A 21,183-nucleotide genomic window follows, 5' to 3' on the forward strand; every position below is an offset into this window, starting at 1 on the left:
ACGCCGCCAGCCCCGCCGCCCCGGCGGCCGCCTGGAGCGACCCGGTGATCGCGCCGCCCGATCCCCCGATCGCCCCGGAGCCCGAGGACGCGGCGGCGCCGCTCGCCCCGCCGCCGCCGCCGCTCCGCGCCGGCGCGCTCGCCGACCTACCCGCGCCGCGGCTCCTCGCCCTCGCCGCCCGGGCCCGCCTCTGCGGGCGGATGGACTTCGACGGCGAGCTCTCGCGCTCGCTCTGGTTCGAGGATGGCCGGGTCGTGGGGGCCTCGAGCGCGGATCCCGCCGAGCGCGTCGAGGAGCTGGCCCTCCGGCTCGGGCTCGTCACCCGCGAGCAGCACCGTCAGATCGCCGGGGCCGCCGCGTCGCTCCCCTCCCGCCGCGCGGCGGTCCTCCTGCTCGAGCGCGGCTTCCTCAAGCCCACCGAGCTCACCGGCCTCGTCCGGCGCCGCACCGAGGAGGTCGTCTTCGGGGTGTTCGCCGACGCGGAGGCGCGCTTCGGCTGGGCCGGAGAGGCGGTCCCGGGCGACGAGCGGACCGCCCTCGAGCGCGGGACGATCGCGCTCGCGGTGGAGGGCGTCCGGCGCCGCTGGCTCGCGCCGCGCGTGGACGCGCTGCTCGGCGGGCCCGGGACGCTCCTGTCCCCCGCCGAGGGCGGCCCCGGCCCCGCGGATCTGGGGCTGTCCGCGGAGGAGCGGCGCGCGGTGGCGCTGGCCGACGGGCTGCGCACGCTCGACGAGATCGTCGCGGCGAGCCCGCTCGACGCGCTCACCACCCGGCAGCTCCTCGCCGCGCTGGTCCTCGTGGGGGCGCTCGCCGTGCGGGTCCTCCAGGCCGGGGGCCCCCAGGCCCAGCGCGCCCAGGCGATCGACCTCGGGCGCGTGCGGGAGAAGCTCGATCAGGTCCGGCGCGCCGACTACTTCACGGTCCTCGGGGTCGGGCGGCTCTGCACCCCGCACGAGGTGCGGGAGGCTTCCGACCGCCTGCTCGCCGAGCTGGATCCCCAGCGATACGGCGGGGCCCGGGACGAGAGCCTGCCGGCCACGCTGGCCGAGATCCAGGCGGTGGTGAAGGACGCGCGCGACGTCCTCGCCGACGACCGGCTCCGCGACGAGTACCTGCGCGGCCTCGGCGAGTAGGTCCGTCGGAGCTGCCGCGTGCACGGCAGCCCCTTCCGCGTTACAGGAGGGATCCGGTAGAAGAGGCAACAATGGTTCGTGAAATCGTCATCTGGCCCGATCCCGTCCTGAAGCAGATCGCGAAGCCGGTGGACCGGGTGGACGACTCCATCCGCCGCCTCCTCGACGACATGGCCGAGACCATGTACGCGGCCGAGGGCGTCGGGCTGGCCGCCCCGCAGATCGGCGTGCAGAAGCGCGTGATCGTCATCGACACCTCGCCGCGGCAGGAGGGGCAGCGCCTGCTCCACCTCGTGAACCCGGAGATCGTGCGGCTCGAGGGGAAGACCACGTACACCGAGGGGTGCCTCTCGATCCCCGGCGAGGCGGAGGACGTCGAGCGCGCCGCGAAGGTGTGGGTGCGGGCGCTCGACTACCACGGCAAGCCGTTCGAGCTCGAGGCGGACGACCTCCTCGCGATCGCCCTGCAGCACGAGACGGATCACTTGAACGGCACGCTGTTCGTCGATCACCTCTCGAGCCTCAAGCGCGAGCTGATCCGGAAGCGGATGAAGCGGCTCAAGGCCGACCGCGCCGCCGAGCAGCGCGAGCGCGCCGCCAGCCGGGAGAGCGCGCTGTAGGCCCGAGAACCCGGGACGCGGAGATCGGTCACGGGCACGGCCTCTCCGTGTGCCGTCACCGTGACCGTGACCGGGGTCTCCGTGACCCGTGAAGCGTGTCCCCTGTCCCGTGACTCGATCCCGTGCTCCGTCGGAGCCCGGGGCCAGGGGCTACGGGAGGCGGGACACGGGACACGGCAGATCGGTCACGGTGACGGGCACGGTCACGGACGCCGCCGCGAGCGCCCGCGCCCCGCCTAGAACTCGCCGATGGGGAGCACCTTGCGGCCGTAGACCTCGTTCAGGATCTGCGCGGCGCCGAGGTACATCGCGCCGAGGCCGCAGAGGATCCCCTCGTAGCCGGCGATCCGGGTGATGAGCGGGTTGCCGGTGGCGTCGCCGAGCCCGAGCAGGATGAAGAGGACCACGAGCGCGAAGAACACCAGCATGATGGCCCGGTTCATCTTGAGCGTCGCGATGAAGAGGACGATCGAGAAGAGCCCCCAGAGGAACAGGTAGGCCGCCATCGCGTTCTTGTCGGACGCCTCGACGATGCCGAAGCGCGGCATCACGATGAGCGCGACGAGGGAGATCCAGAAGAAGCCGTAGGACGTGAACGCCACCGTCCCGAACGTGTTCTTCTTCTTCCACTCCATCGCGCCGGCGATGATCTGGGCGATCCCACCGTAGAACAGCCCCATCGCCAGGATCATGCTCCCGATGCCGATGATCCCGGCGTTGTGGAGGTTGAGGAGCACGGTGGTGAGGCCGAACCCCATGAGGCCGAGGGGAGCCGGGTTCGCGGTCGTGTCCTTGATGACGGTCTCGGCCAGCGCTGCGGCGCGCTGCAGCTCGACGGGCGCGACGTCCTGGAGTGTCGTCGTCCCGGCGGTCCTGGTCTGGTTCACGGCAACCTCCATTCGATGAGTGAGTCTGCCGTGTAGCACGAATTGCGCACGATTTGAACGCGACACACCAACCATTGCGCGTACCGGCTGACGCCCGTCAATCCACATGGACGCCCAGGGGCGACCAACCGTCGCAACGCACCAGATGCGCGCACGTCATGCAGGGCCGCATCCGGCTGCCATCGGTTTTCGCGCAGTCGGTGCGCCGCGGCGTTCGGCCCCCGGAAGCGTGCGCGCGATCGCGCCTCTCCCTAGAACTCCTGCCATGCACCCCGCCGAGACCGACCGCGAGCACCTCCTGCCACTCTCCAGCGACGAGGTGCTCCGGCGCCGTTTCCTCGTGGTGAGGGATCGCATCCCCGGCAACCTGCGGTTCGGCGTGCTCCTCGAGGCGCTCGACCTGCTCGCGGGCGAGGCCGCGATGATCCACGCGCGCCGCACCGTCCCCGGGGCGCGGGTCGTCACCGCCGCGGTGGACGAGATCCTGGTGCGCCACGTGCTGACCCCGGAGACCGACCTCCGCTGCCGCGCGCGGCTCAACCACGTCGGGCGGAGCTCGATGGAGGTCGGGATCCGCGTGGACGCGCCGGCGACCGGGGTCCACCTCGCGTCCTGCTACTTCACGATGGTCGCGCGCGACGGCGACGGCCCCGACGCCCGGAGCGTCCCCGTCGAGCCGCTGGAGCCTGCCGACGACGTGGACCGGGCGCGCGCGACCCGCGCGATCGCGCGCCGCGAGGCTTACCGCGCGCAGGCGGCGAGCGCCGTCGAGCCGCCCCGGCGAGACGAGTTCGACCTGCTCTCGCGCCTCCACCGCGAGCAGGCCGAGCGGAGCTTCGCCGGCGCGCGCGCGCGCGACCTGACCGCCGAGAGCTGGGAGCGCACCTACCCGGAGCAGGAGAACGCCTCGCGCATCATCTTCGGCGGCTACATCATGCGGCGCGCGTACGAGCTGTCGTCCATCTGCGCGGAGCGGATCGCGCCCGACCGGCCCATCGTGGCGGCGGTGAACCGCGTCAACTTCTTCCACCCGGTGAGCATCGGCGACAAGCTCCGCTTCACCAGCCGGATCGTCTACACCGAGGACGCCGCGATCTGCGTCGAGACGGCGATCGAGCGGGTGAGCCGCGATCGCGCGGTCCGCGCGCTCTCCAACTCCTGCCTCTTCACGTTCGTGAACGTGGACGCGGAGCTCCGCCCGAGGGCGGTGCCGGAGGTCCACCCCTCCGACTGGGAGGAGGACGCGCGCTACCTCGTCGCGCGCCGGGCCCTCGCGGCGCTGCGCCGGCGGACCGGGACCTGGCTCGGGGGGTGAGAGCTTGTCGAAGAATTCGACGAGCTCTCAGGCCGACCCGCGTGAGCGGGGCGGCGGGTGGGGTGAAGCGCCCGAATTCACTTCGGGCGCGAGGGGCGGGCGACGGCCCGCCCCTCCTGGATGGTCAAGGCCCGTCGATTGTTCGACGGGCCTTGAGCGCGCGCGCCGCTCCGCTTCGGGCCCGCCGCGGAGCTCCCATGCCCCGAGGCCCGACGCCGGTTAGAGGCGTGCCGGCCTCTCATGGCCATCACAGCCGCTCGTCGATGGCGCGGTTCGACATCGCGTCCGCCTGCGCGTTCTCCTCGCGCGAGATGTGGCGGACCTCGATCGAGGAGAAGCCGTGCAGGAGCGCCTGCGCCTCCTCGTGCAGCGGCCGGAGGTGCTCCGCCTTGACGGCGTAGTCCCCGTGGAGCTGCTTCACGAGCAGCTCGGAGTCGGAGAGCACCTCGAGCTCGTGGATCCCCATCGCCTTGGCCCGCTTGAGGCCGAGGATGAGCCCCATGTACTCGGCGACGTTGTTGGTGGAGTCGCCGAGGAACTTGCCGACCTTCGCGACGATGTGGCCTTCGGGGTTCACGATCACCGCGCCCGCGCCGGCCGGGCCGGGGTTCCCGCGAGCGGCGCCGTCGGTGTAGAGGCGCGTCCGCCGCGCGGCCTCGGCGGCCTCGGCCGCCTCCTGCGCGGCCCGCTCGGCGGCCTCCGCCGCGGCGCGCTGCTTCTTGCGGCGATCGCGCTCCACCTTCGAGAGCTCCATCGCCTCGTCGAGCTCGGCGGCGGAGCGCCGCGCGGCCCGCTCGACGTCGCTCTGCTTGCGAACCTTGACGCCCTTGGAGCCGCCGCTCGGCGCCGGCTCCTTCGCGCCCTCGATCTCCTCGACCCGATCCGCGGCGGCGTCGATGAGGCGCCCGAGCGCGTCGCGGTCGTAGCCCGGGTAGCGGGCGAGCGTCCGCGGGAGATCCTCGTTCGCGGCGATGAAGCGGAGCAGCTCCGCCAGGACGGCCCGGGCCACGTCTACGCCGTGGAGACGGCGGGCGGGTTCACCGCCTCGGCCGCGTAGATGATGCGGTTGCAGTTCGGGCAGGTCTCGATCGAGTTCGCGCGCTGGAGCGTGATCGCGAGCTGCGGGGGGATGTTGCGGTAGCACCCGTGGCACGTCATCCCGACGACCTGCGTGACGGCGACGCCGCCGCGGCGCTTCTTGATGTGCTCGTACTTCGCGAGCAGCGCCGGGTCCACGGACTTGGCCGCCTCGGCCCGCCGCGACTCGAGCGCCTGGAGCCGCTGCTCGGCGTCCGCCCGCGCGGTGTCGAGCGCCTTCGCGTCGGACTGGGCCCCCTCCTCACGCTCGGCGAGCGCCTCGCCCTTCGCGGCGAGCGCCTTCTGGACCTCGCCCGCCTGCTCGGCCAGCTCCTTCACGTGCTCGGCCTGGCTCTCGTTCGCCTTCTTCGCGATGTCGATCTCGCGGGAGAGGGCGGCGTACTCGCGCGGCGTCTTGATCTCGCCGAGCCGGCCCTCCCACTTCTTCACCTTGTCGCGCTCCAGGCCGAGGAGCGACTCGAGCTGCCGCCGCTCGCGCTCGTTGCCCTCCATCCGGCTCTTCTCGTCGTCGTAGGCGCGCCGCGCCTCGAGGACCCCTCGATCGACCTCGGCGCGTCTGGCGGGGATCGCGTCGAGCTCCCCTTTCACCTCGTTGCTCTCGAGGTCGATCCGTTGCAGCTCCTCCAGCGCCTTCAACTTCTCACGCAGCGACGACAAGTCTTTCTCTCCTCGTATCGGTGGGCCCACCAGGATTCGAACCTGGATCGCATCGGTTATGAGCCGAGCGCTCTGACCGTTGAGCTATGGGCCCGGTCCGGCCCTGGGGAGCACCCTGTATCACAATCCCCGTCACCTGGGTGCCCTCCGCCTAGTTCTCCACGAAGCTCTTGAGCCGCTTCGACCGCGACGGGTGGCGGAGCTTGCGGAGCGCCTTCGCCTCGATCTGGCGGATGCGCTCGCGCGTGACCTCGAAGTCCTGTCCGACCTCCTCGAGCGTGTGGTCGCTCTTCTCGCCGATGCCGAAGCGCATGCGGAGGACCTTCTCCTCGCGCGGCGTGAGCGTGGCGAGCACCTTCCTGGTCTGCTCGGCCAGGTTCATGTTGATGACCGCGTCCGAGGGGCTGACGAGCGACTTGTCCTCGATGAAGTCCCCGAGGTGGCTGTCCTCCTCCTCGCCGATGGGCGTCTCGAGCGAGATCGGCTCCTTCGCGATCTTGAGGACCTTGCGGACCTTGTCGAGCGGCAGCTCCATCTTCGCGGCGATCTCCTCCGGCGTCGGCTCGCGGCCGAGCTCCTGCACGAGGTAGCGGCTCGTGCGGATGAGCTTGTTGATCGTCTCGATCATGTGGACCGGGATGCGGATCGTGCGCGCCTGATCCGCGATCGCCCGCGTGATCGCCTGGCGGATCCACCACGTCGCGTAGGTCGAGAACTTGTAGCCGCGCTTGTACTCGAACTTGTCCACCGCCTTCATGAGGCCGATGTTGCCCTCCTGGATGAGATCCAGGAACTGCAGGCCGCGGTTCGTGTACTTCTTCGCGATGGAGACCACGAGGCGGAGGTTCGCCTCGACGAGCTCGGTCTTCGCCCGCTCGGCCTTCCGCTCGCCGTCGCCGATCATCCGGTAGGTCCGGCGCAGCTCCTCCACCGGGACCTCCGCCTCCTCCTGGACGCGCAGGATCTTGCGCCCCGCGGTCCGGACGGACCGGTCGAGCTCCTCGACCTCCTCGAGGGGGACGCCGAGCTTCTTCGCGAGCTTCTTGCGCTCGCCCTCGTCCTCGCGCGTCTCGCGGAGGAGCCGCCGCAGCTCCTTCACCGGGACCGACGTGCGGCGCTCGCACTCGTACAGCTCGCGCTCGGCCTCCTCGACCCGCTTGATGAAGCTCTTCAGCTTCAGGACGATCCGGTCGATCTGCTTCTTGTTGAGCTGGATCGCCTCGAGGTTCTCCATCATGTCCGCCTCGACGGCGCGGACCTCGTTCCTCAGCTCCTTGCGCTTCACCTCGGAGAGCTTCTTCCCGCCGAGGGCCTCGCGGAGCTTCGCGGCGTCGCGGTCGAGCTTGCGGATCAGGTCGATGTGCGTGAGCACGTGCTCGACCTTCCGCTCCTCCTCCTTCGGGATCTTCGGCCGCTCCGGCTCGGCGCCCTCGGCGACGGCGACGGCGGCCTCGCCCTCGACCGGCGCGGCGCCCCCGCCCTCCTCCTCGGCGCCGCCCTCGGCCTCGGCGCTCTCGAGCGACTCGTCCTCGGTCTCGGTCTCCTCCTCGCCCTCGCCCTGCTGCTCCTCGCCGGCGTCCTTGATGATCTCGCGGACGCGGATCTTGCCCTTCCGGAGCCGCTCGCCGAGCTCGAGGATCTCGCGGATGGCGATGGACGACGAGAGCACCGCCGCGAGGATCTCCTTCTCGCCCTCCTCGATCCGCTTCGCGATCTCGACCTCGCCCTCCCGCGTCAGGAGGGAGACCGACCCCATCTTGCGCAGGTACATGCGCACCGGGTCGTTCGACTTGCCGTAGCCGGCGTCCTCCTCCTCCTTCTCCTCGGTCTTGTCCGCCGCCTCCTTCTCCTCCGGCTCCGGCGGCTTGTCCGGGAGCTTCATCTTCTTCTCGGCGCCGTCCACGACCTCGATGTCGTGCTCGCCGAACATCGACATGACGTCGTCGATCTGGTCCGACCCGACGTCCGACGGCAGCGCGTCGTTCACCTCGTCGAAGGTGACGAAGCCCTTCTCGCGCCCGCGCTCCATGAGCGCCTTCATCCCGGGGCGCTCGGTGATGTCGGACATGTCGTCCTGCGCGAGGTCGACGTCCTCCTCCTCCTCCACCTCCGCCTCGTCGCCCTCCGCCTCGGCCTCGCCCTCGGCCTCGACCTCCTCGGCCTCCTCGGACGGCGGCCCGCCGCGGCGCGGCTTGGCGCCCTTCACCGCCGCCTTCTCGGGGGCGTGCTCGACGACCGCCTGGACCTTCTTCCGTTCGGGCTTCTCCGCCGCGGCCTTCTCGGCGCGCTCGGCCCGCTCGGGGCGGGCGTCGGGCTTCCCCGCCTTGCGGATCGCGGGGCCCTTCGCGCGGACGACCTCCGCCGCCTTCCTCGCCTTGACGCCGCGCTCCTCCCTGCCGCGCTCCTCCTTCCGCGAGGCGGGCTTCACCTTCGCCTTCGCGGCGGGCTTCTTCGTCGGCTTCTTCGCGGCGTGGGCCTTCGTGGTCATCTTCCTCTTCTCCTTCGACGACGGCGCGGCTGCTCGATGGTGCTCGTTCTTAACGCGTCCCGGGCGAATGAGCCCGGACAACTCTTCGAGAATGCTCCGGAGTCGGCCTTTCATCCGGATCGCTCCAGCTCCCGCAGGATCTTCTTCTGATCGCGGATGGCGTTCAGCAGGCGCTGGGCGTCGTCCATCCTCGCGCTCCCCGCCCCGGTCACCCGCCTCAACGCCTCCGCGTATTCCTCGTCCAGATGCTCCAGCCGCGCCTTGACCGCGGACCGCCGGAGCTCCCGATCCGCGTGCTGCGGCTCGAGCCGGGCCGGCCCGGCCAGCTCCCGGACGCGCGTGACGATCGCCCGGTTGGCGGTCGCCTCCAGCCGGGCGATGGCCTCGTCAAGGGCGACCGCCCCGCGGCTCAGGTCGCGCGCCAGGTCGGCGAGCGGCCCCGGCGGGAGCAGCTCGGCGAGCTTCACCTCCTCGGCGACCGGCCCCAGCTCGGGGTGGGAGGCGAGGATCCCGAGCGCGTCCGCGGCGGGCCCCGGCAGGAGCAGCTTCACCCGCGCGCCCCTCCCGCCCATGCCGGTGCGGGGCGGTCGCGCGGGCGCCGGAGCGGGCCTCGGCCCCTCCGGGGGAGGACCGGCGTCCGAGCGTCCGGCGCCGGGCTTCCCGCCCGCGAGCTCCGCGTGCAGCGCGCCGCGGTCGAGGTCGAGCCGCTTCGCGATCGCGTCTTCGAAGACTGAACGCGCGAGCCCCTCCGGAATCATCCGGACGAACGGGAGGAGCTCCCGGATGGCCGCGAGCTTCTGCTCGAGCGCCGCCTCCCGCGGCCGGCCCTGGCAGGTCCGGTCGACGGCCCGGTCGATGAGGAACTCCGACAGCGGCGCCGCGCGGGCGAGGAGCGCCTCGACGCCGGCCCGGCCGTTGGCCCGGGCGTACTCGTCGGGATCTTGCTTGCCCTGCTCGGAGGGGAGCACCGCCACCTTGCCCGCGAGCCCGGCCGGGAAGAGCGCCTGGGCGGCCTTCGCCGGCGCGGCGAGCCCGGCCACGTCCCCGTCGAAGAGGACGGTCACCTCGCGGCAGTCGCAGCGCTGGAGCAGCTCGACGTGCTCGTTGGTGAGGGCGGTGCCGCAGACCGCGACGGCGTTCCGGACCCCCGCCTGGTGCAGCCCGATCACGTCGAAGTAGCCCTCGACCAGGATCGCCTGCCGCGCCCTGCGGATGCTCTCGCGGGCGAGATCGAGGCCGTAGAGCACGCGCGACTTCTTGTAGAGCGGGGTCTCGGGCGTGTTGAGGTACTTCGCGCCCTTCGAGGCGCCGAGGGCGCGGCCGCCGAACCCGATGACCTGCCCGTCCATGCCGGAGATGGGGAACATGAGGCGATCGCGGAAGCGGTCGTAGGTGCCGCCGTCCTTCTCCCTCTCGATGACGAGGCCCGCCCGCTTCAGGGCCTCGAGCCCGATCCCCTTCTCCGCGAGCCGCCGCGGGAGGTCGTTCCACGCGTCCGCCGCGACCCCGAGCCGGAACGTCCGGATCGAGTCCTCCGAGACCCCCCGCCCCGCGAGGTAGGCGCGGGCCGGCTCGCCGTGCCGGCTCGCGAGGCGCGCCGCGAAGTACCGGGCCGCGGCGTCGCTCGCGGCGAGGACCTCGTTGCGCTCCTTGCGCCGAGCCCGCTGCTCGGCCGAGTCCTCCTCGGCCGACTCCGGGATCTCGACGCCCACCTCGAGCGCCAGCGCCCTCACCACCTCGGGAAACTCCTTCCCCTCGAGCCGCTGCAGGAACCCGAAGACGTCGCCGTGCGCCCCGCAGCCGTAGCAGTTGAAGTGCTTGTCCTCGGGGTAGACGTGGAAGCTCGGCGTCCTCTCCCCGTGGAAGGGACAGTTGCCCTTCCAGGTCCGGCCCGACCGCTTGAGCTCCACGTGGCGGCCGATCACCGCCACCACGTCCACGCGCGCGCGGATCTCGTCGATGAGCGCGTCGGGGATCAGGGACTCCCACCGCCTTTCGATCGCAGCGGGGGGAACCGAGACCTCCCGGCTCCCCCCATCCCGCGCGCTCGCCGCGGGCCGCCCGTCCTGCGGCCGCCCGGGCCTACTTCCCGGTCAGCCGCGCCTTCACCATGTCCGAGACGGTCTTCCCCTCCGCCCGGCCCTGCACCTCCGGCATGAGCGCCTTCATGACGGCGCCCATGTCCTTCGGGCCCTTCGCGTTCGTCTGCGCGATCGCCGCGTCCACCTTGGCGCGGAGCTCCTCCTCGGTGAGCTGCTGCGGCAGCCACGTCTGGAGGATCTTGATCTCCGCCTCTTCCTTGTCGGCGAGATCCTGCCGGCCGCCGGCCTTGTACTGCTCGACCGAGTCGCGGCGGCGCTTGACCTCCGAGGCGATCACGCCCAGCACGCCCGCGTCGTCGAGCGGCTTCATGAGCTCGATCTCGCGGTACTTGACGGCGCTCTTGAGCATCCGGACGACGCTGAGCTTCAGCGCGTCCTTCTCGCGCATGGCGGCCTTGAGGTCCTGATCGAGCTGTTCCTTGATCGCCATGATCCGATCCGGGGTGCGAGACGGTGTCGGGGAGACTAGAAGCCCTTCCGCATCTTCTTGAGCGCGCGCTTCTTGGCGGCGAGGGCCTTCTTCTTCCGCTTCACGCTGGGCTTCTCGTAGTGCTCGCGCTTGCGGACCTCGGAGAGGATCCCGGCCTTCTCGCACTGCTTCTTGAAGCGCTTCATGGCGTTCTCGAACGACTCGCCATCCTTGACGCGCACTCCGGTCATTCGCTTCCTCGTGTCCTGCAGTTGTTGTTGTCGAGGCTCGCGCCTTCGAAAGTGAAGGAGCCGGGCGCCCTCGGACGCCCGGCTCTCCACGCGGCTGAACGGCGGCTATTACGCGAAAACCCTCTCCGCGTCAAGGGTTTCCGGGCTTCACGGGGTGGGGCTGACCCTGCCGGTGCTCGAGGATCGTGTAGACCTCGCTCGGCGTCACGTCGGCCGACGCGAGCAGGACGAGCAGGTGGTAGATGAGGTCGGCCGCCTCGTGGGCGAGGTGATCCTTCGTGTCCTTGCCGTCGAAGAGCGCCTGGTGCGCCTCGTTCACCTCGTAGGCTTCCTCGATGATCTTCCGCCGGATCCGCGGCGGCGCGTCGAGGAGCTTGCGGGTGTAGCTGCCCGTGGCGGCCGCGTGGTCCGCCTTGCGCGACTCGATGATCGCCCAGAGCTTCGCGAGGAAACGCTCGTCTGCCATTCGAACTCCTGCCTTTCGGAGAAACAGCTTCGGGTCCCCGTGTGACACGCTGGCCCGGTCTGCCGCACGGTGTAGAGCACGGCATCCCCGTCGCAGTCGAGGGCGATCGCACGGAGCTCCTGGATGTGGCCGCTGGTGTCCCCCTTTCGCCAGAGGGACCTGCGGCTGCGCGACCAGTAGGTCGCCCGGCCCCCCTCGGCGCTCGCGACGAGGGCCTCGCGGTTCGCCCAGGCGAGCATCAGGACGGTCCCGTCCTCCTCCTGGGCGATCACCGGGACGAGGCCCCGGTCGTCGAACTTCACGCGGGCGAGCAGCGCGGGGGATAGCTCCACGGGGCGTGCCGCCACGGAGCGTGCCGCCTTCTTCGGGCTCACGGGGCTCATGGCCGGACGTCGATCCCCTTCGCGCGGAGGTACGCCTTCGCCTCCTGCACGGTGTGCTTGCCGTCGTGGAAGATCGAGGCCGCGAGCGCCGCGTCGGCGAAGCGGAGCCCCTCGGCGAGGTGCTCGAGCGTGCCGACGCCGCCGGAGGCGATCACCGGGACCGTGACGGCGGCGCAGACCTTCTCGAGCAGCTCGAGGTCGTAGCCCGCCTGCGTCCCGTCGCGATCCATCGACGTGAGCAGGATCTCCCCCGCGCCGCGATCGGCCACCTCGCGGACCCAGGCGAGCCCCTCGACCCCGGTCGGCCGCGAGCCGCCGGCGACGAAGACCTCCCACTCCTGCGGCCCGCTCCCCTTCGGCCGGCGCTTCACGTCCACCGCGACGACCAGGGCCTGCGCGCCCGCGATCCGGGAGAGGCGGTTCACGAGCGACGGGTCCTTCACCGCCGACGAGTTCACGCTCACCTTGTCGGCGCCGGCGTGGAGCAACGCCACGAAGTCGTCCTCGCTGCGGACCCCGCCGCCCACCGTGAGCGGCGCGAACACGCGGGCCGCGGTCCGGGTGACGAGGTCGAGCAGCGTGCCGCGGTTCTCCAGGGTGGCGGCGATGTCGAGGTAGGTCACCTCGTCGGCCCCCTGGGCGTCGTAGCGCGCCGCGGCCTCCACGGGGTCGCCCGCGTCGCGCAGGTTCTGGAAGTGGATCCCCTTCACGACGCGCCCGTTCTTGACGTCGAGGCAGGGGATGATCCGCTTGGCCGGCATGTCGTCTCGTCCTCTAGGCCTTCGCGGCCGCGATCGCGTCGCGGAGCGCGATCCGGCCCTCGTAGAGCGCCTTGCCCACGATCACCCCGGCGACGCCCGCCGCGCGGCACGCCTCGACGTCGGCGAGGCTCGCCACGCCGCCGGAGGCGACCACCTGCACCCCGGCGTCGGCCTGGAGCCGCGCCGCGCCCGCCGCGTCCACCCCGGCGAACATCCCGTCCCGCCCGACGTCGGTGTACTCGACGAGCGAGACGCCCGCCGCCTTGACCCGTCGCGCGACCTCCGCCGCGGCGAGGCCGGTCCCCTCGAGCCAGCCCGCGATCTTCACCTCGCCGTTCCGGGCGTCGATCCCGCACCGGATCCGGCCCGGGAACCGGCGGCACGCCTCCTCGACGAGGCCGAGCCGCTCCACCGCCGCCGTCCCGAGCACCGCGTACCGCACGCCGAGGGCGAACACCTTCTCGAGGTCCGCGATGGTGCGGAGCCCGCCGCCGAGCTCGACCTCGATCCCCCGGACCTCGCAGATCGCCCGCACCGCGTCGAGGTTCACCGGCCAACCCGCCTTGGCGCCCTCGAGGTCCACGACGTGCAGGAGGGTGGCGCCGGCGCGGGCGAACTCCTCCGCCTGCAGCGCGGGGCGCGACGCGTAGACCTTCTTCGTCGCGTAGTCGCCCTTCTCGAGGCGGACCACCTCGCCGCCGATGAGGTCGATGGCCGGGATGACGAGCATGCGCGCGGGCTCCTAGATCGAGACGAACCGCTGGAGGAGCGCGAGCCCGACCTTCTGGCTCTTCTCCGGGTGGAACTGGACCGCGAACAGGTTGTCCTTCGCGAGCGCGGCGCAGTAGTCGCCGCCGTGCGTCGCGACGAGGGCCACGCCCGGCGCGTCCGCGGGGGCGGCGTACGAGTGGGCGAAGTAGACGTACTGTCCGTCCATCGGCGCGAACAGCGGCACGTCGCGGGCGACGAGCCGGACCGGCGACCAGCCGATGTTCGGGAGCTTCGCGCCGGCGGGGAGCCGGGCGACGGTGCCGGCGAGGACGCCGAGCCCCCGGGCGCCGCCCGCCTCCTCCCCGCGCTCGAAGAGGATCTGGAGGCCGACGCAGATGCCGAGCACCGGGGTGCCCTTGCGGATCGCCTCGAGGAACGCGTCGGCGACCCCGCTCCGCCGCATCGCCTCGGCGCACTCCGGCATCGAGCCCTGGCCGGGGACGACCACGCGGTCGGCGCTCCGGACCACGGCGGGATCGCGCGTCACCACGACCTGCGCGCCGACCTCGCGCAGCGCGTTCTCGACGGAGCGGAGGTTCCCGGCGCCATAGTCCACGAGCGCCACGGTCCCGGCGGGCTTGCGCGCCACTAGAGCATCCCCTTCGTCGAGGGCAGCGCCGTCCCCTCGCGCGCGGTCGCGGCGCGGAGGGCGCGCGCGGTCGCCTTGAAGATCGCCTCCACGACGTGGTGGAGGTTCCGCCCGTAGCGGACGTTCACGTGGAGGCAGATCCGGGCGTGGTTCACGAGCGCCTGGAGGAAGTCCTGCGTGAGGTCCACGTCGTAGGTGCCGATGAACCGCTTCCCGGACGGGAGGCCCGCGTTGAAGGTGAGGTGCGGGCGGCCGGAGAGGTCCACCACCGCCTCGACCAGCGCCTCGTCGAGCGGCACGATCGCGTGGCCGTAGCGGGCGAGGCCGGCCTTGTCGGCGGTGGCCTGCCGCAGCGCCTCGCCGATCCCGATCCCCACGTCCTCGACGGTGTGGTGGGCGTCCACCTCGAGATCGCCCTTCGCCTGGACCGTGAGCGCCATCCCGCCGTGGCGCGAGATCTGGTCGAGCATGTGGTCGAAGAAGGGGACGCCCGTCGCGATCCGCGCCTCGCCCGGCTCGAGGCGGAGCGCCACCTCGACCTGGGTCTCCTTCGTCCGGCGGGCGACCTCGCCGCGGCGGACCTTCGGCCGCGCCGCCGCTCCCGCCGGCCTCCTCGCCTGCGCGCGCCTCATCGCCGGCTCCGGGGGGCGCGGCGCCCGGCTCGCGGCCCGCGGCGCGCTGCGCGGGCGTCCTTCTTCCCGCGCGCGCCCTTCTTCCCGTGCGCCGCCCGCCGCGCCGGCGCCGCCTTCGCGACCCGCACCGCGACCGCGCGCCAGTGGCCCTCGAGCCCCTCGGCCCGCGCGAGCGCCTCGACCGCCGGCGCCACCGTGGCGAGGGCCGCGGGGGTGAGCTCGAGCACGCTCATCCGCCGCCGGAACGTCGCGACCGAGAGCGGGGAGGCGAACCGGGCCGTCCCCGCCGTGGGGAGCACGTGCGAGGGGCCGGCGAGGTAGTCTCCCACCGCCTCGGGCGTGCTCGTCCCGACGAACACCGCGCCGGCGCGCGAGAGCTTCGGCACGAGCCGCGCCGCGTTCCGGGCGTGGAGCGCGAGGTGCTCCGGCGCGAACTCGTCGGCGAGCCGGACCGCCTCGGCGAGACCCGCCGCGACCACCACCGCGCCGCGATCCTCGATCGAGCGGGTCGCGATCTCGCGCCGGGGGAGGTCCGCGAGCTGCCGCGCGACCTCGGCCAGCGCCGCGTCGGCCACCTTCGCCGACGGGGTGACGAGCACCGAGACGGCCCGCGGATCGTGCTCCGCCTGGGCGAGGAGGTCGGACGCGACCTCGGCCGGATCCGCGGCGGCGTCGGCGAGGACGAGGATCTCGCTCGGCCCGGCGATCATGTCGATGTCGACCTTGCCGAACACGAGCCGCTTGGCGGCCGCGACGTAGGCGTTGCCCGGCCCGCAGATCTTGTCCACCGCGGGGATGGTCGCGGTGCCGTAGGCCATCGCCGCGACGGCCTGGGCGCCGCCGACGCGGTAGAGCCGCCCCACCCCCGCGACGTGGCAGGCGGCGAGCGTCCAGGCGTCCATCTCGCCGGTCCCCCGCACGCCGGGCGAGCAGACGATCACCTCGCGGACCCCGGCCACCCTCGCCGGGATCGCGGTCATGAGCACGGAGGACGGATACCGGGCCGTCCCGCCCGGCACGTACAGCCCGACGCGGGCGAGCGGCCGGACCACCTGGGCGAGCGTCGCCCCGGTGGCGTCGCGGCGGGCCTTCACCTCGGAGTCGGTCTCGCGGGCGTGGAAGTCGGTCACCCGCTTCGCGGCGAGGGAGAGCGCCCGCCGCCCCTCGGCGGGGAGGCTCCGGAAGGCGGCGCGGAAGTCGTCGGGGACGAGGGCCACCCCGGCGGCGGTGCCCGGATCCCAGCCGTCGAAGCGGCGCGTGTACTCGAGGAGCGCCTCGTCCCCACGGGCGCGGACGTCCTCGACGATGCGCAGGGCGGCCTCGCGGACGGGGGCTTCGTCCTCGTCCGAGCCACGGGCGCAGACCTTCTCCCAGGCGGCGCGGAACGAGGGATCGCGGCTGTCGAGCTTCTGCACGGCGGGGTCCTCCGGAAGAACCCTGTCTTATAGACGACTTCGCTTCGCGGGGCGACTTCCGCCTACCGAGCCGCCCATCGCCGCCCGCCCGCGCCCCCGCGCGCACCGAGGTCCATCTTCTGTGCAGGACATCGAGGACGGGTTCAAGCGCGCGGCCCCGCGCGCACCGGGGTCACGGCTCAGGCGCCGCGGCCGCGACGGCCCTGCTACATTGAAACGATGGATCCGCGGACGGACCTGTGGCTGCAGAACCTCGTGGACGAGCGCGACGGCGCCGCCCTGTACGAGGGGCTGGCCCGCCACGAGAAGGATCCAGCGAGGGCCCGGAGCTTCCGCGAGCTCGGGGAGGCGGAGCGCCGGCACGCGGAGATCTGGCAGCGCAAGCTCGAGAAGGAGGGCGTCGCCCTCCCCGCGGACCACCCGAGCTCGCGGGTGCGCGCGCTCGTGTGGCTCGCGCGGCGGCTCGGCTCGGCCGCCGTGGTCCCGATGGTCCTCGAGACCGAGGCGGGCGACGCGGACAAGTACGACGAGCAGGGCGGCGAGGCCACCGCGATCGCCGAGGAGGAGCGCGCCCATGGCCAGGTGCTGACCCGGATGAAGGGGACCGGCCCGGACGGCGCGCGGTACCTCATCGCGCAGCGCGAGCGGTGGCACCGCGGCGGCGGGCGCGCCGGGGCCGTCCGCGCGGCGATCTTCGGCATGAACGACGGGCTCGTCTCGAACCTCTCGCTCATCCTCGGGGTCGCCGGGGCCGGGGTCGCGCCTCGCGCCGTCGTCGTGACCGGCTTCGCCGGGCTCCTCGCCGGCGCGTTCTCGATGGCGGCCGGCGAGTACACCTCCGTGGCGAGCCAGCGCGACCTCCTCTCCCGCCAGATCGCGCTCGAGAAGCGCGAGATCGAGGAGGCGCCGGAGGAGGAGGCGGCGGAGCTCGCGCTGATCTTCAAGCAGAAGGGGCTCTCCACGGAGCAGGCGAGCCGGACCGCGGCGGAGCTCCTGAAGGACCCGGCGAGCGCGCTCGACACGCTGGTCCGCGAGGAGCTCGGCCTCGACCCCGAGGACCTCGGCTCGCCGCGCGAGGCGGCGGTCTCGTCCTTCCTGATGTTCTCGGTCGGGGCGATCGTGCCGCTCGTCCCGTTCCTCGTCGCGTCGGGGAACGCCGCCGCCGTCGGGAGCGCCGCCCTCGCGGCCGGCGTCCTCGCCGGCGTGGGCGGGCTGATGGGGTTCCTCTCCGGCACCGGCGTGTGGAGGTCGGCGGCGCGGATGGTCGGCCTCGCCGCCCTCGCCGCGGGCGTGACCTACGGCGTCGGCCGGCTCTTCGGCGCGACCGCGGGGTGAGGGACGTGGGCGCGCGCGGGCCCGGACCCGGACCCGGACCCGCACCCGAACCCGCACCCGAACCCGTCACCGTGCCCGTGACCGTGACCGTTCCCCGTGCCCGCATCCCGCCTCCCGTGTCCCGTGATCCGTGTTCCGACGTCGGAGTCGGACGGATCACGGGAACCGACGGGCGCGCTCGGACGGTCACGGGAACCGACGGCTTGGTCGGACCACGGAAATCGGGCCACGGGCCACGGAACCCGGTCCACGGTCACGGAGCAGCCGGTGACGGTGACGGGCACGGAACACGCCAACGGGTGCCGCTGCCGGACGGGGCAGCGGCTCGGCCGTCACTCGACGTCGCCCTCGTCCGCCCTCGGCGGCGGCGCCGGCTCCTCCTCCTCCGCCGCCTCCGCCGCCGCGAGCACCTCCTCGCGGATCCGCTCGACGAGCTCGCCCGCGACCTTCCCGGTGCGCCGTCTTGCGTAGTAGCGCGAGACGCTCGGGAGCGAGAAGCGGTTCATCGTGACGCTGTGGGTCGCCATCGCGTTGAGCCGATCAATGTCGATGAACCACTCCGGGAGGTACACCGGGCCGACGCAGAGCCCCTCGTCGATGAGCCCCCGGACCAGCTCCGCGTCGTCCACGCTCATCTTCCCGGCGAGGAACGCCCGGACGAGATCGACGTCGCGCGCCTCGAGGGAGGCCCGGAGGAAGTTGAAGGTCCGGCAGTAGCCGCGCTGGTAGGCGGCGTCCTTGGTGAACGGCGCGCCCCCCTCGACGACGCCGCCGCGGAAGACCCGCTCGCTCATGAGCGCGGCCTTCTCGGGCGGGAAGCGGGCGAGCAGGTACCGGTAGACCTCGAGGAAGTCGGCGCCGCGGGCCGCCATGTCGATGGCGATGGTGCGCTCGCCGAGCTCGATGTAGCGCTCGTCGGAGATGTTCCCGGTGAGGAACTCCGAGATGATCCCGCCGCCCTCCTGCGACTCCGTGTAGCGGGGCAGCCCGACCCCGAGCACGGTCAGCACCGGCTGGAGGTAGCCGTTCATCGAGGTGAGGACGTGCCAGAGCCCCTCGTGGTGGGCGAGCGCGCGGACCTGGCGGTCGGAGAAGCGGGCGCCCTTGCGGAGCGTGACGCGGGTGGCGCCCGCGGCGGCGTTCGCGGTGAGGCGCGTGGCGACGACCACCTTCACGTCCCCGCCGAGGAGCGGGCCGCAGATCTCGGCGATGCGCTTCGCCGCCTGCTTCGCCGTGAACGTCGCCTCCTCGTCGCGCGCGCGCGGGCGCGACGCCCACATGCGCGCGATGGCGAGGTTGTCGGCGTTGTGATCGGGGAAGCGGTCGCGCGGATCGCCGTAGATCCGGCGCGAGAGCTCGTAGAAGCGCCGGGTCCCCCGCGCGGCGACGAGCTCGACCATCATCGCGAACTCGTCGCACTTGCGCCGGAGCAGCTCCTCCACCGGGTTCCGCCCGCGGATCTGGCGCCGGATGTCCCGGAGCTCCCGCCCCTTCTCCGCCGGGTCGAAGCCCAACGCCGGGTACTCGGGGCGCGGCAGCTCCCGGGCGCCCCGCTTGAAGAACCGCTCGTGGACCTGTGGCCCCCAGTTGATGGCCCGGAGCACGCGGATCGGCCGCTGCGCGTGGACGATCGCGTCGGAGAGGCGTCGGAGGTACTCGCGCGGCACGCCGGGACCGTACCACGGTCCGCCGTCCGGCCGGTCGCGGGCGCGCGGCGGCCCCTCGGCGTCCGCGCGATCGCGTGATCTCGCTCCTTCGGCGCGGGCACGCCCGTTGCTCACCGGCCAGGCGAGGAGACCGCCATGAAACGAATCGAGTCGATCCACGTCGCCCCCACCAGCGAGACCCGTGCCCTGCCCGGCCGCTTCCAGTCCGCCCTGCAGGGCGCCGCCAGCGGGCTCGCCCGCGGGCTCGCCGCCACCGTGCAGCTCGCCGCCCCTTACGTCCCGGGCGGGACGGTGCTCTCGGCCGCGGTCAACGGGGCCGTCGCCGGCGCCAGCGGGAGCGCGCGGGCCGGCGCGCCGGCCGGGTCGAGCGCGCCCGACGACGTGCTCGGCGCGACGCGCCAGCTCCAGGAGGAGGCCCGGACCTTCAACCTCCAGTACCTCCAGCTCCAGGAGAACATGCAGCGGGAGAGCCGCGAGTTCACCGCGCTGTCCAACGTCATGAAGGTGAAGCACGACAGCGCGAAGGCGGCGATCCAGAACATCCACTAGTCAGCGCCGCCCCCCGAACCCCCGCCCGCGTGGCGCGCGCATTCGTGGGCTCATCTCCCCTGTCGCGCGCCACCAGGAGCCACCATGCCCCTCGCCCCCGTCGCGGCGCCGGCGCTCCCTGCGTCGGCGCCCACCGTCACGGCCCGGCCCCGCTCCTTCGGGGCGGTGCTCGAGGCGCTCGGACCGCGCCAGCCCGCGGCCGCTCCGCCCGCACGCCCCGCCGTGCCCGTCGCCCTCGCGATGGTGGAGCGGGCCCAGGCCCGGCTCGACGCCGTGCTCGCCGCGGCACGCTCCGGAAGGACCTTCACCGCCCAGGAGCTGCTCTGGCTGCAAGCGGAGGCCTACCGGACCGCGCAGACGGTGGACCTCGCCGCGAAGCTGGTCGAGCAGGGCGCGCAGAGCGTGAAGCAGGCGATCAACACGCAGGTGTGACTTCAGGCGCCGGGCTTCAGGTGCCTGAGCCCGAGGCCGAGGGTCGTCGCTCCCCGGACGCCCGGCCGATCACGAAAGGATCTCCGATGCGCTCGCTCATCTGGCTCGCCCTGCCCGCCGCTCTCGCCGGCTGCGGGCGCGAGGAGCTCTTCCACCGGCTCGACGAGCCCCAGGCGAACGAGGTGCTGGTGGCGCTCGACGAGGGAGGGATCGCGGCGCGCAAGGAGCCGGAGGACGGGACGGAGGGCGGCTGGCTCGTGTCGGTCGCCTCCGGCGACGCGGCCCCGGCCCACCGCCTCCTGTCGGCGCGCGATCTCCCGCGCGCACGCCCGCCGGGGTTCGGCGACGTGTTCTCGAAGGGGTCCCTGGTTCCGACGCCGGTGGAGGAGCACGCCTTGTACCTGCACGCGCTCGCCGGCGAGCTCGCGCGGAGCGTCGAGGCCATCGACGGCGTCGTCGGGGCGCGGGTGCACCTCGGGCTGCCGCAGCCGGATCCCCTCCGCCCGGGTGAGCGCGCCGCGCCGCGCGCCGCCGTGCTGGTGCGGTGCCGGCCGGCCGCGTGCGCGGCGGTCCGCAGCCTCGAGCCGGGCGTGCGCGCGCTCGTCGCGGGCGCGGCGGACGGGCTCCGCCCCGAGGCGGTCGCGGTGGTGATCTCGGAGGCGACGGAGGCGAGCCCGCCTCGCGCCGACGGGCGCCGACGTTCGCCGGTGCTCCTCGCGATCGCCGCGCTCGCCGCGCTCGCCGCCGCCGGGATCGGCGGCGCCGGCCTCTTCAGCGGACTCCGGAAGGGGAGCGCGTCGTGACCGCGTGCCGCGAGGCGCTCGCCTCGGAGGATCGCCGCCTCGCCGCGCTCGCGGCGACCCTCCTGCCGGAACGGGCGCGCGTCCTGCTCGCACGCGGTCCAGTCCCCGTCGCTGCGGACGAGACCGCGCGCCTCGCAGCGCTGCCCCGGGGCGACCGCCTCGCCGCCCTCGCCGGAGCCCTCGCCGTCGAGCTTCCTGCCGCACGCGTGACGGCGGCAGCTGCCGCCGAGCGTCCGGCGGTGGCGAGCCTGCTCCGCTGCGTCGCGACCCGAGGCGCGGCGTTCGCGGCTTCCGCGGCCCTGCTGCGGCTCTGCCGCGAGCGGCTCGGGGGTCCCGACGACGCGCCGTAGCGCGGCACGATTCGCGCGAGCAGATGCCAGCGTCTGGCGGTACCTGCGCTCGTGCCGGGGTTCGCAGCGC

Annotated in this window: 22 protein-coding genes, 1 tRNA gene and 1 pseudogene; 8 read left to right on the forward strand and 16 right to left on the reverse strand. The window is 73.2% G+C overall.

Annotated elements, in window-relative coordinates; all coding sequences use genetic code 11:
• Positions 1-1,133 (forward strand): DUF4388 domain-containing protein (locus MNZ27_RS13585; RefSeq protein ID WP_242394624.1); only part of this gene is annotated, 1,133 nt, incomplete at its 5' end.
• A gap of 71 nt (positions 1,134-1,204) precedes the next feature.
• Positions 1,205-1,753 carry a peptide deformylase gene (def, locus tag MNZ27_RS13590; protein ID WP_242394625.1) on the forward strand — a complete coding sequence of 183 codons (549 nt, stop codon included), beginning with the start codon at positions 1,205-1,207 and terminating at the stop codon, positions 1,751-1,753.
• Positions 1,754-1,989: 236 nt separating this feature from the next.
• On the opposite strand, the gene MNZ27_RS13595 is transcribed toward def, so the two are convergent.
• The gene (locus tag MNZ27_RS13595) at positions 1,990-2,640 is read right to left on the reverse strand and encodes an acetate uptake transporter (RefSeq protein WP_242394626.1); all 651 of its coding nucleotides are present in this window, start codon (positions 2,638-2,640) and stop codon (positions 1,990-1,992) included.
• A 265-nt stretch (positions 2,641-2,905) separates the two neighbouring features.
• Here MNZ27_RS13595 and MNZ27_RS13600 point away from each other — a divergent pair, with 265 nt between their 5' ends.
• Positions 2,906-3,955: a hotdog domain-containing protein gene (locus MNZ27_RS13600; protein ID WP_242394627.1), complete on the forward strand. Its 1,050-nt coding sequence runs from the start codon at positions 2,906-2,908 to the stop codon at positions 3,953-3,955.
• Between the two features lie 247 nt (positions 3,956-4,202).
• On the opposite strand, the gene MNZ27_RS13605 is transcribed toward MNZ27_RS13600, so the two are convergent.
• From MNZ27_RS13605 to hisD, 14 genes and pseudogenes are all read right to left on the reverse strand, one after another.
• Complete coding sequence (locus MNZ27_RS13605; protein WP_242394628.1) at positions 4,203-4,964, reverse strand: ribonuclease HI family protein; 762 nt, start codon at positions 4,962-4,964, stop codon at positions 4,203-4,205.
• Between the two features lie 2 nt (positions 4,965-4,966).
• Complete coding sequence (locus MNZ27_RS13610) at positions 4,967-5,710, reverse strand: zinc ribbon domain-containing protein (protein WP_242394629.1); 744 nt, start codon at positions 5,708-5,710, stop codon at positions 4,967-4,969.
• A gap of 21 nt (positions 5,711-5,731) precedes the next feature.
• Positions 5,732-5,804 (reverse strand) — tRNA-Ile (locus tag MNZ27_RS13615).
• A gap of 57 nt (positions 5,805-5,861) precedes the next feature.
• Positions 5,862-8,198, reverse strand: coding sequence for an RNA polymerase sigma factor RpoD (rpoD, locus tag MNZ27_RS13620; protein ID WP_408629691.1), 2,337 nt, complete (start codon positions 8,196-8,198; stop codon positions 5,862-5,864).
• 110 nt (positions 8,199-8,308) lie between these two features.
• Positions 8,309-10,198 carry a DNA primase gene (dnaG, locus tag MNZ27_RS13625; protein WP_308197961.1) on the reverse strand — a complete coding sequence of 630 codons (1,890 nt, stop codon included), beginning with the start codon at positions 10,196-10,198 and terminating at the stop codon, positions 8,309-8,311.
• Between the two features lie 82 nt (positions 10,199-10,280).
• Positions 10,281-10,730 carry a GatB/YqeY domain-containing protein gene (locus MNZ27_RS13630; protein ID WP_242394632.1) on the reverse strand — a complete coding sequence of 150 codons (450 nt, stop codon included), beginning with the start codon at positions 10,728-10,730 and terminating at the stop codon, positions 10,281-10,283.
• Between the two features lie 35 nt (positions 10,731-10,765).
• Positions 10,766-10,960, reverse strand: coding sequence for a 30S ribosomal protein S21 (gene rpsU, locus MNZ27_RS13635; RefSeq protein WP_242394633.1), 195 nt, complete (start codon positions 10,958-10,960; stop codon positions 10,766-10,768).
• 130 nt (positions 10,961-11,090) lie between these two features.
• On the reverse strand, positions 11,091-11,426 hold the full coding sequence (gene hisE / locus MNZ27_RS13640) for a phosphoribosyl-ATP diphosphatase (protein WP_242394634.1): 336 nt from the start codon (positions 11,424-11,426) through the stop codon (positions 11,091-11,093).
• A 32-nt stretch (positions 11,427-11,458) separates the two neighbouring features.
• A pseudogene (gene hisI, locus MNZ27_RS13645) lies at positions 11,459-11,809 on the reverse strand (phosphoribosyl-AMP cyclohydrolase); the annotation flags it as partial.
• Positions 11,806-12,570, reverse strand: a complete 765-nt coding sequence (hisF, locus tag MNZ27_RS13650) for an imidazole glycerol phosphate synthase subunit HisF (protein WP_242394635.1) — start codon at positions 12,568-12,570, stop codon at positions 11,806-11,808. The gene hisF and the pseudogene hisI, both read right to left, overlap by 4 nt.
• A 13-nt stretch (positions 12,571-12,583) precedes the next feature.
• Complete coding sequence (gene hisA, locus MNZ27_RS13655) at positions 12,584-13,300, reverse strand: 1-(5-phosphoribosyl)-5-[(5-phosphoribosylamino)methylideneamino]imidazole-4-carboxamide isomerase (protein ID WP_242394636.1); 717 nt, start codon at positions 13,298-13,300, stop codon at positions 12,584-12,586.
• Positions 13,301-13,312: 12 nt separating this feature from the next.
• Positions 13,313-13,930: an imidazole glycerol phosphate synthase subunit HisH gene (gene hisH / locus MNZ27_RS13660; protein WP_242394637.1), complete on the reverse strand. Its 618-nt coding sequence runs from the start codon at positions 13,928-13,930 to the stop codon at positions 13,313-13,315.
• Positions 13,930-14,562 (reverse strand): imidazoleglycerol-phosphate dehydratase HisB, encoded by a 633-nt coding sequence (hisB, locus tag MNZ27_RS13665; RefSeq protein ID WP_242394638.1) that lies wholly within the window; start codon positions 14,560-14,562, stop codon positions 13,930-13,932. Before hisB ends, hisH begins: the two co-directional genes overlap by 1 nt.
• Positions 14,559-15,977 carry a histidinol dehydrogenase gene (hisD, locus tag MNZ27_RS13670; protein ID WP_242394639.1) on the reverse strand — a complete coding sequence of 473 codons (1,419 nt, stop codon included), beginning with the start codon at positions 15,975-15,977 and terminating at the stop codon, positions 14,559-14,561. The genes hisB and hisD overlap by 4 nt, the downstream gene beginning before the upstream one ends.
• 219 nt (positions 15,978-16,196) lie before the next feature.
• On the opposite strand from hisD, the gene MNZ27_RS13675 reads away from it, so the two are divergent.
• Positions 16,197-17,312 carry a VIT1/CCC1 transporter family protein gene (locus tag MNZ27_RS13675; RefSeq protein ID WP_242394640.1) on the forward strand — a complete coding sequence of 372 codons (1,116 nt, stop codon included), beginning with the start codon at positions 16,197-16,199 and terminating at the stop codon, positions 17,310-17,312.
• Between the two features lie 332 nt (positions 17,313-17,644).
• On the opposite strand, the gene MNZ27_RS13680 is transcribed toward MNZ27_RS13675, so the two are convergent.
• Positions 17,645-18,979 carry a flavohemoglobin expression-modulating QEGLA motif protein gene (locus tag MNZ27_RS13680; RefSeq protein ID WP_242394641.1) on the reverse strand — a complete coding sequence of 445 codons (1,335 nt, stop codon included), beginning with the start codon at positions 18,977-18,979 and terminating at the stop codon, positions 17,645-17,647.
• Positions 18,980-19,114: 135 nt separating this feature from the next.
• On the opposite strand from MNZ27_RS13680, the gene MNZ27_RS13685 reads away from it, so the two are divergent.
• From MNZ27_RS13685 to MNZ27_RS13700, 4 genes are all read left to right on the forward strand, one after another.
• The gene (locus MNZ27_RS13685; protein ID WP_242394642.1) at positions 19,115-19,528 is read left to right on the forward strand and encodes a hypothetical protein; all 414 of its coding nucleotides are present in this window, start codon (positions 19,115-19,117) and stop codon (positions 19,526-19,528) included.
• An 84-nt stretch (positions 19,529-19,612) separates the two neighbouring features.
• Positions 19,613-19,960: a hypothetical protein gene (locus tag MNZ27_RS13690; RefSeq protein WP_242394643.1), complete on the forward strand. Its 348-nt coding sequence runs from the start codon at positions 19,613-19,615 to the stop codon at positions 19,958-19,960.
• Between the two features lie 86 nt (positions 19,961-20,046).
• Positions 20,047-20,763 carry a secretion protein gene (locus MNZ27_RS13695; RefSeq protein WP_242394644.1) on the forward strand — a complete coding sequence of 239 codons (717 nt, stop codon included), beginning with the start codon at positions 20,047-20,049 and terminating at the stop codon, positions 20,761-20,763.
• Positions 20,760-21,113, forward strand: coding sequence for a hypothetical protein (locus MNZ27_RS13700; RefSeq protein ID WP_242394645.1), 354 nt, complete (start codon positions 20,760-20,762; stop codon positions 21,111-21,113). The genes MNZ27_RS13695 and MNZ27_RS13700 overlap by 4 nt, the downstream gene beginning before the upstream one ends.
• The last annotated feature ends 70 nt before the right edge of the window (positions 21,114-21,183 follow it).

Source organism: Anaeromyxobacter oryzisoli (genome assembly GCF_022690765.1).
Taxonomy (GTDB): domain Bacteria; phylum Myxococcota; class Myxococcia; order Myxococcales; family Anaeromyxobacteraceae; genus Anaeromyxobacter; species Anaeromyxobacter oryzisoli.